15 protein-coding genes and 1 other annotated feature are annotated in these 13,060 nt (G+C 51.0%); of the genes, 14 read left to right on the forward strand and 1 reads right to left on the reverse strand.

Going from position 1 to position 13,060, the window contains the following annotated elements:
• The first annotated feature begins 161 nt into the window (after positions 1–161).
• From prfB to DWZ76_RS10250, 3 genes are all read left to right on the forward strand, one after another.
• Entirely contained in the window at positions 162–1,289 is a 1,128-nt protein-coding gene (prfB, locus tag DWZ76_RS10240) for a peptide chain release factor 2 (RefSeq protein ID WP_117796089.1), read from the forward strand.
• A 204-nt stretch (positions 1,290–1,493) separates the two neighbouring features.
• Positions 1,494–1,937: an ACT domain-containing protein gene (locus DWZ76_RS10245; RefSeq protein ID WP_107001373.1), complete on the forward strand. Its 444-nt coding sequence runs from the start codon at positions 1,494–1,496 to the stop codon at positions 1,935–1,937.
• Positions 1,938–1,942: 5 nt separating this feature from the next.
• Positions 1,943–3,160 carry a homoserine dehydrogenase gene (locus DWZ76_RS10250; protein ID WP_107001374.1) on the forward strand — a complete coding sequence of 406 codons (1,218 nt, stop codon included), beginning with the start codon at positions 1,943–1,945 and terminating at the stop codon, positions 3,158–3,160.
• 93 nt (positions 3,161–3,253) lie between these two features.
• Here DWZ76_RS10250 and DWZ76_RS10255 read toward each other — a convergent pair whose 3' ends face one another.
• On the reverse strand, positions 3,254–3,634 hold the full coding sequence (locus DWZ76_RS10255; RefSeq protein WP_107001375.1) for a hypothetical protein: 381 nt from the start codon (positions 3,632–3,634) through the stop codon (positions 3,254–3,256).
• A gap of 232 nt (positions 3,635–3,866) precedes the next feature.
• Here DWZ76_RS10255 and DWZ76_RS10260 point away from each other — a divergent pair, with 232 nt between their 5' ends.
• The 11 genes from DWZ76_RS10260 (at position 3,867) to rplJ (ending at position 13,041) form a co-directional block, all read left to right on the forward strand.
• Positions 3,867–6,020: a Tex family protein gene (locus tag DWZ76_RS10260; RefSeq protein ID WP_107001376.1), complete on the forward strand. Its 2,154-nt coding sequence runs from the start codon at positions 3,867–3,869 to the stop codon at positions 6,018–6,020.
• 93 nt (positions 6,021–6,113) lie between these two features.
• Positions 6,114–6,611 carry a YcxB family protein gene (locus tag DWZ76_RS10265; protein ID WP_107001377.1) on the forward strand — a complete coding sequence of 166 codons (498 nt, stop codon included), beginning with the start codon at positions 6,114–6,116 and terminating at the stop codon, positions 6,609–6,611.
• Complete coding sequence (gene tsaE / locus DWZ76_RS10270; protein ID WP_022360622.1) at positions 6,608–7,033, forward strand: tRNA (adenosine(37)-N6)-threonylcarbamoyltransferase complex ATPase subunit type 1 TsaE; 426 nt, start codon at positions 6,608–6,610, stop codon at positions 7,031–7,033. Before DWZ76_RS10265 ends, tsaE begins: the two co-directional genes overlap by 4 nt.
• Before the next feature lie 23 nt (positions 7,034–7,056).
• Positions 7,057–7,806, forward strand: coding sequence for a tRNA (adenosine(37)-N6)-threonylcarbamoyltransferase complex dimerization subunit type 1 TsaB (gene tsaB, locus DWZ76_RS10275; RefSeq protein ID WP_107001378.1), 750 nt, complete (start codon positions 7,057–7,059; stop codon positions 7,804–7,806).
• On the forward strand, positions 7,806–8,294 hold the full coding sequence (gene rimI, locus DWZ76_RS10280) for a ribosomal protein S18-alanine N-acetyltransferase (protein ID WP_107001379.1): 489 nt from the start codon (positions 7,806–7,808) through the stop codon (positions 8,292–8,294). The genes tsaB and rimI overlap by 1 nt, the downstream gene beginning before the upstream one ends.
• A gap of 85 nt (positions 8,295–8,379) precedes the next feature.
• Positions 8,380–8,784: an ACT domain protein gene (locus DWZ76_RS10285; protein WP_022360619.1), complete on the forward strand. Its 405-nt coding sequence runs from the start codon at positions 8,380–8,382 to the stop codon at positions 8,782–8,784.
• A gap of 116 nt (positions 8,785–8,900) precedes the next feature.
• Entirely contained in the window at positions 8,901–9,143 is a 243-nt protein-coding gene (locus DWZ76_RS10290) for a hypothetical protein (protein ID WP_181357235.1), read from the forward strand.
• A 221-nt stretch (positions 9,144–9,364) separates the two neighbouring features.
• On the forward strand, positions 9,365–10,276 hold the full coding sequence (locus DWZ76_RS10295) for a ribonuclease Z (RefSeq protein WP_107001381.1): 912 nt from the start codon (positions 9,365–9,367) through the stop codon (positions 10,274–10,276).
• Between the two features lie 5 nt (positions 10,277–10,281).
• Positions 10,282–11,451 (forward strand): tRNA (adenosine(37)-N6)-threonylcarbamoyltransferase complex transferase subunit TsaD, encoded by a 1,170-nt coding sequence (gene tsaD / locus DWZ76_RS10300; RefSeq protein ID WP_233430265.1) that lies wholly within the window; start codon positions 10,282–10,284, stop codon positions 11,449–11,451.
• Positions 11,452–11,565: 114 nt separating this feature from the next.
• Positions 11,566–12,333, forward strand: a complete 768-nt coding sequence (gene ispD, locus DWZ76_RS10305) for a 2-C-methyl-D-erythritol 4-phosphate cytidylyltransferase (protein WP_107001382.1) — start codon at positions 11,566–11,568, stop codon at positions 12,331–12,333.
• 37 nt (positions 12,334–12,370) lie between these two features.
• Positions 12,371–12,505: a sequence feature (ribosomal protein L10 leader region), on the forward strand.
• 47 nt (positions 12,506–12,552) lie between these two features.
• A complete protein-coding gene (gene rplJ, locus DWZ76_RS10310) occupies positions 12,553–13,041 on the forward strand; it encodes a 50S ribosomal protein L10 (RefSeq protein ID WP_022360614.1) in 489 nt (162 codons plus the stop codon).
• Positions 13,042–13,060 lie beyond the last annotated feature (19 nt).

A 13,060-nucleotide genomic window follows, 5' to 3' on the forward strand; every position in this document is an offset into this window, starting at 1 on the left:
TTCCCGAAACTATGGCGAAATACCTGGTTCCGGGAATTTTTCCAAATATAAAAAAGAGTTACGGTCTATATGTGTGTGATCCGTAACAAAATATAACTGAAAGAATGCTGAACCGTTGAGAAAAATGGCAGCAGATAGATGAGAATGGAGAAGGTGAGAGCATGGTTGAATTAGATCAGTTTAAGTATACGTTATCAACCTACGATGAGACGCTGAAAGAGGTCAAGGATTCCCTGGATCTGGAAAATAAGGAGCGCCGCATCACGGAGCTTGACAAATCAATGGAAGAACCGGGCTTCTGGGATGATCCGGAGCGCTCGACCAAGACGGTCCGTGAGGCGAAAAATCTCAAAGATACAGTGGATGGCTACAAGCACCTTGAACAGCAGTATGAGGATATCCAGGTCATGATCGAGATGGGCTATGAGGAAAATGACCCGGCGATGATTCCGGAGATTCAGGAGATGTTAGATGAGTTCGTCAAAGAGCTGGAAGAACTCCGCACAAAGACACTCCTGTCCGGCGAGTACGACGGCTGCAACGCGATCCTCAAGCTGAACGCGGGCGCGGGTGGTACCGAGGCGATGGACTGGTGCAGTATGCTGTATCGTATGTACCAGCGCTGGGCGGACAAAAAGGGCTTTACGACCGAGGTGCTTGATTTCCTGGATGGCGACGAGGCGGGACTTAAGTCCATCACACTGCAGGTCAACGGCGAAAATGCCTACGGCTACCTGAAATCGGAGAAAGGCGTCCATCGTCTGGTCCGTATTTCCCCGTTCAACGCGGCTGGCAAGCGTCAGACCTCGTTCGTTTCCTGTGATGTCATGCCGGATATTGAAGAAGATCTGGATGTGGAGATTAATCCGGACGATCTGCGGATCGATACCTATCGCTCGAGTGGTGCCGGTGGACAGCATATCAACAAGACGTCCTCCGCGATCCGTATCACGCATCTGCCGACCGGTATCGTCGTACAGTGCCAGAATGAGCGTTCCCAGTTCCAGAACAAGGACAAGGCGATGCAGATGTTAAAGGCGAAGCTGTACCTGCTCAAACAACAGGAAAATGCCGAGAAGTTGTCCGACATCCGCGGCGATGTCAAGGACATCAACTTCGGAAATCAGATTCGTTCCTACGTTATGCAGCCGTACACGCTCGTCAAGGATCACCGGACAAACGCGGAAAATGGCAATGTGAACGCGGTGATGGACGGTGATATTGATCTGTTTATCAGTGCGTATTTAAAGTGGATCAGCCTGAAAAACCAGAAGACAGAAGAAGCATAAAAGAAGATAAAACAGCCTGGATTGGCGGCACAAAAGTTTGACGGAGAAGAAAGCGCTCTGTCGAGTGCCGTCAGTTTGGGCTGTTTTTTTACAGATACAATTCGACTATAATGAAAGAAATAGATTGCAGAGTGTCAATAAATGTGATAATATCTTTCTGGTAAACACAAATGTATTTCTGGTGCGTACACAAGCGGAGATGGAATGGAAGAAAAAACAAAGTATTATCTGTTAAAGCAGAAAGCAGTGCCGGAAGTCCTTTTGAAGGTGGCGGAAGCGAAGAAGCTCATTGCGTCAGAAAAAGCGATGACGATTCAGGAGGCGACCGACCAGCTTGGGATCAGCCGGAGTTCCTTTTACAAGTATAAGGACGATATTTTTCCATTTTATGACAACGCCAAGGGCAAGACGATTACCATGGTGCTGCAGATGGATGATGAACAGGGACTTTTATCGGATCTTCTTCATATCGTAGCGATTTACAAGGCAAATATTCTGACGATTCATCAGAGTATTCCGGTCAACAATGTGGCGACGCTGACACTCAGCGTGGAAGTCCGTTCGGATACCGGAAATATATCGCATATGGTCGAAGAGATGGAAGAAAATTCGGGAGTACACAACGTAAAAATTATAGCCAGGGAGTAAAGATTATGATTCAGGTAGCAGTGATGGGCTATGGAACAATTGGTTCCGGAGTCGTAGAAGTATTAGAAACCAACAAAGACAAAATCACAGAAAAAACCGGCAAAGAGATTGCAGTAAAATATATTCTGGATCTGCGTGAATTTCCGGGTGATCCGCACGAAGCGCAGATTGTTCATGATTTTGAGATCATTGAAAAAGACGAAGACGTAGAGATCGTTGTAGAGGCGATGGGCGGCGTCAATCCGGCATACAAGTTTGCAAAAGCGTGCCTGTTAGCCGGTAAGCACGTTGTGACCTCCAACAAGGCACTTGTAGCGGCACACGGCACCGAGCTTCTGGCGATTGCACGCGAGAAGAACTTAAACTTCCTCTTCGAAGCCAGCGTAGGCGGCGGCATCCCGCTTCTGCGTCCGCTGACCCAGTCTCTTGCAGGCGAGAAGATCGAGGAAATCAGCGGTATCTTAAACGGTACAACCAACTACATCCTTACCAAGATGGCAAGAGAAGGTCAGACCTTTGAGGAAGCCCTGAAGAAAGCGCAGGAACTCGGATATGCAGAGCGCAACCCGGAGGCAGACGTAGAAGGCTACGATACCTGCCGCAAGATCACGATTCTTACCTCACTGGCAACTGGAAAAGAAGTAAATTACGAAGATGTGCCGACCGAGGGCATCACAAAGATTACCGATACTGATTTCAAATATGCGGCAAAGCTGGGAACCTCGATTAAACTGTTTGGAACCAGCCGCATGGAAGGCAATAAAGCCAGCGTCTATGTATGCCCGATGATGATTGGAACGGATCATCCGCTCTTTGCAGTCAATGACGTATACAATGCAGTCATGGTTCGCGGCAATACACTTGGAACCGTCATGTTCTACGGCAGCGGCGCCGGAAAACTCCCGACCGCCAGCGCAGTCGTCAGCGACATCGTAGAGATCGCCGGACACATGGAAGACAACATCCCGACCGGCTGGACCGACGAAAAACAGCCAGTTGCACCGATGGGCGAAGTAACCTTCAGCTACTTCCTCCGACTGGCAGGCAAATCAGCCGACAAACTTGCCGATGTGCGTGCAGCCTTCGGTGAAGCAGAAACCATCGAACTCCCGGAGATGGACGAATTTGCGGTCATAACCGGAGAAATGACCGAAGCACGCTTCCGGAAACTGGCAGCGGCATTCGAGGAAGATATCCGCCAGACGATTCGCTATACAAAATAGGATATAAAGTAAAAAGCACGCCAAAGTCATTCATGACGCGGTGTGCTTTTTAACGCAAGAAATACACAGAAAAAGGTCCCCTTGCCAATCATTTTATTGTAACGGACAAATCAAACTCTCATACAACTCCATTGCCTGATCAAAAAACGGCGCATATTGCGGATCCGTAATCATATGGTACACCTGGATCAGGCAGAAAAACTCAACTACTCCAAAGATGGTAGACATAACTCCCAGTATCAGCCCGACCACTGCGCTGCCGCGCCGCGGCTGTCCTTCCTCCTTGGATAGGACAAACAGTACATTCGCCGACATTCCGAGCAGAATCGCGGCGGAAAAACTCAAAAACAGGGAGAAAAATGCGAAGATGCCGCACATCATTGACATCGTGGCATAGCGGCGCGAACGATTGCGCCGGGTTTCATTTGTATCTGAATGTTCCTTCGGAGAAGGTGTTTCATCGTAATAACTCATCGTATATCTAATCCTTTCATAACTGTGAAAAAAGAAAACAGCTACATCCTTTTCTGAAAATTAGAGACAGCCGCTGAATAGGGCAAAACAAAATCTATGCCCATCTGGCGGATTGAATCCGATAAAAGTGTATCATGAATAAAGCCGCTTGTCCAGTTAGGCATTGACTTGCGAAATATGCGCTGGAATGGTATGATTAAACAGCGTATTGATATTGAAGGAGAGTTTTTGCATGGATATTATACAGGCATTGAAAGAAGAGCTTCAGATAGGGAGAAATCAGGTCGAAGCGGCGGTAAAGCTGATCGATGAGGGAAACACGATCCCGTTCATCGCGCGCTACCGCAAGGAGGCGACCGGTTCCCTGAATGATGAGGTGCTGCGCCAGCTAGATGAGCGACTGCGCTATCTTCGGAATCTGGAGGATAAAAAGGAGCAGGTGATCGGTGCGATCCGCGCCCAGGAGAAGCTGACTCCGGCGCTGGAGAAACAGATCCGCGATGCGGCGACGCTGGTTGCGGTGGAAGATCTTTATCTTCCGTACCGCCCGAAACGGCGCACCCGTGCCGGAATTGCCCGTGAGAAAGGGCTGGAACCGTTAGCAGTCTGGATTTACAAGCAGGAAGCGGGCGGCAGCCTGGAGGCGGAGGCGGCGAAGTATGTGTCGGAAGAAAAGGGTGTTGCAGATGTTTCAGAGGCAATAGACGGCGCGCGTGATATTCTGGCTGAGCAGATCAGCGAGATGGCAAAATACCGCAACTACGCACGTAAAAAGACGATGCAGGACGGTCTTTTGGAGGCATCCGCAAAGGATGAGAAGATACAGTCGGTGTACGAGATGTACTATCATTTCTCCGAACCAGTCAAAAAGCTGGCGGGACACCGTGTGCTGGCGATCAACCGCGGTGAGAAAGAGAAGATTCTGAGCGTGAAGCTTATAGCGCCGGAGGAGCAGATTGTCCGGTATATGGAGAAACAGCTGATTATCCGCCCGGATGGGGATGCGGCGCGCGTGATGGAAGAAGTGATTCTGGACAGCTACCGCCGCCTGATCGGACCGGCCATCGAGCGCGAGATCCGCGCAAGGCTGACAGAAACGGCAGAGAACGGCGCGATTCAGGTATTTGGCAAGAACCTGGAACAGCTCCTGATGCAGCCGCCGATCGCAGGATGCGTGGTGCTCGGCTGGGATCCGGCATTCCGGACGGGCTGCAAGCTGGCAGTTGTGGATGAGACGGGAAAAGTGCTCGATACGACGGTCATTTACCCGACTGCGCCGCAGAACCGCGTGGAAGAGTCGAAGGAGATCGTGAAAAAGCTGATCCGCAAGTACGGCATTTCCCTGATCTCAGTGGGGAATGGTACGGCAAGCCGAGAATCTGAGCAGATCATCGTGGAACTCTTAAAAGAAATTCCGGAGAAAGTTCAGTATGTCATCGTCAATGAGGCGGGCGCGTCGGTTTATTCGGCGAGCAAGCTGGCGACGGAGGAATTTCCGCAGTTTGACGTCGGACAGAGAAGTGCGGCATCGATCGCGAGACGCCTGCAGGATCCACTGGCGGAGCTGGTAAAAATTGATCCGAAATCCATTGGAGTCGGTCAGTACCAGCATGATATGAACCAGAAAAATTTAAGCGAGGCGCTGCAGGGCGTGGTGGAAACGTGCGTAAATAAGGTCGGCGTGGATCTGAATACGGCATCGGCGCCGCTGCTCGCCTATATTTCCGGCATTAACAAGACGATTGCGAAAAATATCGTGGCATATCGGGAGGAGAATGGCGCATTTTCAACGCGCCGTGAGCTTTTGAAGGTGGCGAAGCTGGGACCGAAGGCGTATGAACAGTGCGCCGGATTTATGCGGATCCAGGGCGGCAAGAATCCGCTCGATGCGACGAGTGTGCACCCGGAGAGCTATAAAGCAGCGGAGGCACTTTTAAAGCAGCTTGGACATGATCCGAAGGAGATCGCGGCGGGCGGCATCCGCAATATCCGCAAGGAGATCGCGGATACGGCAAAGCTGGCAAAAGAGCTTTCGATCGGCGAGCCGACCTTACTCGATATCGTGAGCGAGTTGGAAAAACCGGCGCGCGACCCGCGTGAGGAGATGCCGAAGCCGATTCTCCGCACGGATGTGCTGGAAATGAAGGATTTGAAGCCGGGCATGATTTTAAAAGGAACCGTGCGGAATGTCATTGATTTCGGTGCGTTTGTGGATATCGGCGTGCATCAGGATGGTCTGGTTCACGTGTCCCAGATGACAGACCGCTATATCAAGCATCCGCTGGAGGCGGTCAGCGTCGGGGATATCGTGGAGGTCAAGGTGCTGGCGGTTGATGTGGCGAAGAAGCGCATTTCGCTGACGATGAAAATCCGGGAGACGAAGTAAACCACGGCAGATTCAGCCGTTGGTTATAGGATGCAGGAGCGCTGACTGGAATGGGGCGGCGGATAAGGCATAGAAAATTAGGGAGAAGATAAAATGGACTTACGTGTAAAAATACAGCCAAAAGAGATTTTTATTTATTCGATGTACAATTTCTGGGCGGGACTGCGTGGAATCGGATGCATCATACTGACGGTGCTCGTTATTATTGCAGCGGCAGCCAGCGAGGAACGTCTGGGAACGCAGGTGACGAATCTGGTGATTCTGGGAGTGATTGCCTTGACAGGCTTTCAGATTTTTGCAATCTGGAAACAGGCAGAGCGCACCGCCCGGGATGCGAAAACGGGAGCTGAGATTGTATTTCACATTGGAGACGAGGGCATCCGTGCCCGCCAGGCGAACGGCAAGGGTGAGATCAGCTGGGATAAGCTGGTAAAAGTGAAAAAGATCGCGGGAATCTATGTGCTTTACCTAGGTCGAGACAAGGCGTACCTGATGCCGAAGCGCGTGTTCAGAGGTTCGGAGGAGCAGATTTTTCTCAGTATGCTTACAAGAAATCTGCCGCAGGAAAAGAGAAGAGGAATTCGAGCATGATGATAGAAACAAACAGCCCGGAAGAGACGTATGCGTTTGGAAAAAAGCTTGGAATGGAAGCGCAGGCAGGGCAGGTGTATTGTTTGAATGGTGATCTGGGCGTAGGAAAGACGGTTTTTACGCAGGGGTTTGCCGCGGGACTTGGAATTCAGGAACCGGTCAACAGCCCGACTTTCACGATCGTGCAGGAGTACGACGATGGGCGCCTGCCGCTCTACCATTTTGATGTATATCGTCTCGGCGATGTGGACGAGATGGATGAGATTGGCTATGAGGACTATTTCTACGGCGAGGGCATCTGCCTGATCGAATGGTCGGAGCGCATCCGCGAGATCCTGCCGGAACATCCGATCCAGATCACGATTGAAAAGGATCTGGAAAAGGGCTTTGATTACCGGAAAATTTCAGTAAACGAGCAGTAGCCGGCGACAGGAGGAAAGAGAAAATGAGAATTTTGGGAATCGAAAGCGCATCCCTGGTGGCATCGGTTGCTATTGTTACGGATGATGTGATCACGGCGGAATATACGGTGAATCAGAAAAAAACGCATTCGCAGACACTTCTTCCGATGATTGATGAGATTGTGAAAATGCTGGAGGTGCCGTTGGAAAGCATCGATGCAATCGCAGTATCCGGCGGTCCGGGCTCTTTTACGGGGCTTCGGATTGGCTCTGCGACAGCGAAAGGACTGGGACTGGCGCTTGGGAAGCCGCTGATCCATGTGCCGACGATGGATGCGATGGGATATTGTCTGTACGGGGCTTCGGCGCTCATCTGCCCGATGCTGGATGCGAGACGGCAGCAGGTGTACACGGGGCTCTATCGGTATGAAGAGAAGTTCGAGATTGTGAAAGAACAGTGCATTACGGATATCCATGCGTTGATTGCCGAGTTAAATGAGCGCGGCGAGCGCGTGATTTTCCTGGGGGACGGTGTGCCGGTCAACCGGGCGGTGATCGAGGAAGAGATGAAGGTGCCGTATTCGTTTGCACCGGCACAGGCGAGCCGTCAGCGAGCTTCGGCGGTGGCAGCGCTTGGCGCAGTGTATCTGGCAGAGGGAAAGACCGAGACGGCAGCCGAGCATAAGCCGGATTATCTGCGGAAATCGCAGGCGGAGCGCGAGCGCGAGGTCGCAGAGCGCCAGGGCGAGATGGATAAGCTGGCAGCCGGTATTGTGGTCGTGGAGAAGAAATAATGGCGGCAGGAACGGGAACGCAAAAAGAGCTTTGTGTTCAGATAGTGGATTTACAGCCGGGGGATCTTCCTGCGGTCCGGGCACTGGAACTGGAATGCTTTTCGGATGCATGGTCGGAGAAGCTTTTACAGGATCTGCTGACGAGCAGCTGGGATAAAGCCTGGGTGCTGAAAGAGGATGAAACCGTCTGTGGCTACAGCAATTTCCGCGTCATTGCCGGGGAAGGCGAGCTGATGCGGATCGCGGTTCACGGCGCGTGCCGGGGGCGCGGCTATGGGCGGCTTCTGATGGAACGGCTGTTAAGGGAAGCAGAGGAAGAAAACGTCGAGGATATCACCTTGGAGGTGCGTGCATCCAATGCCCCGGCGATTGCGCTGTATGAGGCGTATGGCTTTCAGAAAGAGGCGGTTCGGAAGAATTATTACAGCGGGCCGACGGAAGATGCGCTGATTTATTGGAAAAGAAGCGGAAAAAGCATTGACAGATGAAATGGAAATGAGTATACTGTTTAACAGATAAAAGCGTAACACTTTACAGTGTTAAATTAAAAGAAAAGAACGGTAGGAGGTTCATATGCTGAGTCAGGTATCTATTTTTGCAGAGAATAAGAAAGGACGTTTACAGAATATTACATCCCTTCTTCAGAAGGAGAATATTAACATCTGGGGTTCGATCACGAATGACAGTGCGGAGTACGGTATTATCCGTATGGTTGTTTCTAATCCAGAGCACGCGGAGAAAGTGCTGGCGGAAGCTGGTTATCTCTGTCGTCTGACAGAGGTGCTTGGCGTCGAACTGGATGACGAGGTCGGAGCACTCAACCGTCTGTTAATTTCCCTCGAAGAGAGCAATATCAATGTAGATTACCTGTATCTCTCCTTCAATCGTGATTCTGGCAAGCCGGTTATGGTGCTTCACACGGACGATGTGAGGGAGGTCAGCATCTGCCTGACATCGAAGGGATATAAGGTACTGTAAGTATTTCCAGCACTTTCCGCTTAAAAACCGGTATAAAAAACAGTATAATGATGGAGAAGCTGTGGAGGACATGGCTTCTCCATTTTGCGTATATAGAAGAGAAAGGCGAGGAGAGCATGAGAAAATATGGAGAGAGCGGCATTCTTCTGTCGGTTGTCTGCAACCGGTGCGGGAAGAAGCTGGCGGTGAAAGAAGGCATTCTGCGCGAAGGAGCGGCGCATTTTGATGTGGCATGGGACTATTTTTCGGAGAAAGATGGGGAGGTGCATCATTTTGATCTGTGCGAGGAGTGCTATGATGGAGTGACGCGGGAATTTCTGATTGAGGCAGATAAGGAGGAGAGGACGGAACTATTGTAGAGTCGTGAGGGGAACGGAGAAACGCGGGACAGGCGGTGCGCCATCTGCGTCTCGCCAGTGAATTGGATTGCTGAATTTCTGGCTTGCAACATAGTATTTCTTTATGATATTATTAAATGATATGGGAGTTAGGAGAAAAGCTGTTTTGACAGCTTTTTGCATGACTTTTAATTAAAAAGATTTATTATGAATCATTTATTTAATAGAAAAGAGGATGTTCCATGTTAGATGTATGTTTGCTGGGAACGGGCGGGATGATGCCGCTGCCGTATCGGTGGCTGACGGCTTTGATGGTCCGCTGCTCGGGCAGCAATTTGCTGATAGACTGCGGGGAAGGCACGCAGATTGCGTTGAAAGAAAAGGGCTGGAGTCCGAAGCCGGTGGATGTGATTTGTTTTACACATTATCACGCGGATCATATCAGCGGTCTGCCGGGACTTTTGTTGACGATGGGAAATGCGGAGCGGACGGAGCCGATCACGATGATTGGACCGAAGGGACTGGAACGCGTGGTGACGGCACTGCGGACGATCGCGCCGGAATTGCCGTTTCAGCTTGAGTTTATCGAGCTGACGGAGCCGAGACAGCAGCTTCAGATTGGACCGTATGTGATCGATGCGTACCGGGTCAACCATAATGTGACCTGTTATGGGTACTCGATTTCGATTCCGAGAAAGGGACGGTTCGATGTGGAACGCGCGCGGGCGCAGGAGATTCCGCAGAAGTTCTGGAGCCGCCTGCAGAAGGGGGAGACGATCGAGGAGGAAGGCAGAACGCTGACACCGGATATGGTGCTCGGAGGTGACCGGAAGGGAATCAAGGTGTCATACTGTACCGATACGAGACCGCTTCCGGTAATTGCGGAGTACGCGAAGGATGCGGATCTGTTTATCTGTGAAGGCATGTACGGCGAGGACGGGAAAGAAGCCAAGGCGAGAGAATACAAGCATATGACATTCCAGGAGGCGGCGCACCTGGCGAAGGAGGCCCAGCCGAAGGAAATGTGGCTGACTCATTACAGCCCGTCGCTCATCCGTCCGGATGATTATATGGATAAAGTGCGTGAGATATTCCCGAGAGCGAAAGCCGCCCGCGATGGCTGGACGGCAGAGCTGGGATTTGATGAGGAGTAAGGGCGATGCAGACGGAAGAAAAGAGAGAGAATATAGAAGAAAAGAAGGAAGAACGGATGGAAATGCCAGTTTCAGGAGCATTGGAACAGGGACCAGGGAAAGCTCCGGTATCGGGGGCAGAGATTTCCGTGCATGATACAGAAAACGGACACCCATCAGAAGATGTTTACATTCTTGCAATCGAGAGTTCCTGTGATGAGACGGCAGCTTCAGTCGTGAAAAACGGACGTACCGTTCTTTCCAATATCATATCTTCCCAGATCGATCTTCACACGCTGTTTGGCGGCGTTGTGCCGGAGATTGCGTCGAGAAAGCATATCGAGAAGATCAACCAGGTTATTGAAGAGGCGCTGACAGAGGCACATATGAGTCTGGAGGAGATGACGGCGATTGCAGTTACCTACGGTCCAGGGCTGGTTGGCGCGCTTTTGGTCGGTGTGGCGGAAGCCAAAGCACTCGCGTATGCGGCGAAGAAGCCGCTGGTCGGCGTACACCATATCGAGGGGCACGTATCGGCAAATTTCATCGAAAATCCGGATCTGGAACCGCCGTTCATGTGCCTGATCGTGTCAGGCGGACATACACATCTGGTGATTGTGAAAGATTATGGCGAATTTGAGATTCTGGGACGCACCCGAGACGATGCAGCAGGCGAGGCCTTTGACAAGGTGGCACGCGCGGTCGGGCTCGGTTATCCGGGCGGCCCGAAGGTCGATAAGGCGGCAAAAGAGGGGAATCCACATGCGATTGAGTTTCCACGGGCAAAAGTGGGCGACAATCCATATGATTTCAGCTTCAGCGGCTTAAAATCGGCGGTCTTAAATTATATTAACCATGCGAAAATGATGGGCGAGGAGATCAATGTGCCGGATCTGGCGGCTTCGTTCCAGAATGCGGTTGTGGAAGTATTGGTATCGCGCACGATCGAGGCGGCGAAACAGCACGGCTATAAGTGCGTGGCGATCGCCGGCGGTGTGGCATCCAACTCCGCTCTCCGGGCGGGCATGGAGAAGGCCTGTAAAGAGGCGGGCATCCAGTTCTTCCATCCGTCACCGATCTTCTGTACGGACAATGCGGCGATGATCGGCGCGGCGGCGTACTATGAATATAAGAAGGGCGCGCGCGCAGGCTGGGATCTGAATGCGGTGCCGAATTTGAAGCTGGGCGAGAGATAATACAAATTTTTTCAGGAAGAATTGTTTTGCGGTTAATTTTTTTAAAAGATTGATTTGACAAAAAGTGGAAAAAGAGTGTTTTAAGAGATCGTTCTGGCATGGAGGAGAAACGAGATGGAACATACATTGGATCAATTTGGAAAAGAGAAAATTACACCGCATCCGACCCGCACCGCCGCTATCGTTCTGGCAGCCGGACAGGGAAAACGGATGAAAAGCAATATTCAGAAGCAGTTTCTCCTTCTGGAGGAAAAGCCGGTCATCTGGTATGCACTTCACGCGTTTGAGGAGAGCCGGGTCGATGATGTGATTCTGGTGACCGGGGCGGATGAGATCGCGTACTGCCGGGACGAGATTGTAGGAAAATATGGATTTTCCAAGGTGCGCGCTATCGTTGCGGGCGGAAAAGAGCGCTACCATTCGGTCTACGAGGGGTTAAAGGCGCTCGGCAGCCAGCTTTCCTATGGGGAGGGGGACTGCGTCCTGATTCATGACGGGGCGCGTCCGTTTGTGGACGAGCCGATGATTGAACGTATCGTATCAGATATACGAAGTTATAGCGCAGCAGTGGCAGGCATGCCGTCAAAGGATACGGTCAAGCTGGTGGATGCGGACGGATTTGCCTCTGTGACGCCGGAACGGGCGCATGTCTGGATGATTCAGACACCGCAGGGATTTACTTACCCGCTGATCCGCGCGGCGTATGACAAGATGATGAGTCGGGAAGAGTACCAGCAGGGAGTGACGGATGATGCGATGGTGGTCGAGACGATGACCGATCACAAGGTGCGCCTGACCGAAGGTTCTTACCGGAATATCAAGGTGACAACGCCGGAGGATATGGAGGTTGCGGCTGCATTTTTACAAAATAAAAAAAGTTAATAGGTCTATTGACAACCCTTGACTTCTATGTTATAGTACTTATCGTGTTTAACTGCCGAAGACAGCAGGTGCCGAAAGGCATAAGGTTAATACGCCTGCCGAGGGAACTGATATCGTTGTATATTTCTATCCCCCTGTCCTGCGAGTGACGGAGGGATTTTATTTTACAGAAAACGTTTACCAGGCGGTTATAGAAATAAAACAGGAGGTAAACCAATCATGGCAAAAGTTGAATTAAAGCAGCCGGTTGTTGCTGAAATCGCAGAATTATTCAACGGCGCTAAGGGCGCAGTAGTAGTTGACTACCGTGGACTGACAGTTGAGCAGGACACACAGCTCCGTAAGCAGTTAAGAGAAGCTGGTGTTACTTATAAAGTATATAAGAACACCATGATTCGTTTCGCTGCTAAGGGTACCGCGTTCGAGGCTCTGGAGCCGAATCTGGAGGGTCCGACCGCTCTGGCTGTATCCAAAGAGGATGCTACAGCTCCGGCAAGAATTTTAGCTGAGTTCGCTAAAAAAGCAGACAAGCTTGAGATCAAGGGCGGCGTTGTAGAGGATACTTACTACGATGCAAAGGGCATGCAGGTTATCGCAACCATCCCGTCCAGAGAAGTTCTTCTTGGAAAACTTCTTGGAAGCATGCAGTCTCCGATCACAAACTTCGCTCGTGTTATCAAACAGATCGCAGAGCAGCAGGAGGCATAAGACCCTTACCTGCAAAGCA

The organism is Clostridium sp. AF35-15 (assembly GCF_003477745.1).
Lineage (GTDB): Bacteria > Bacillota > Clostridia > Lachnospirales > Lachnospiraceae > Otoolea > Otoolea fessa.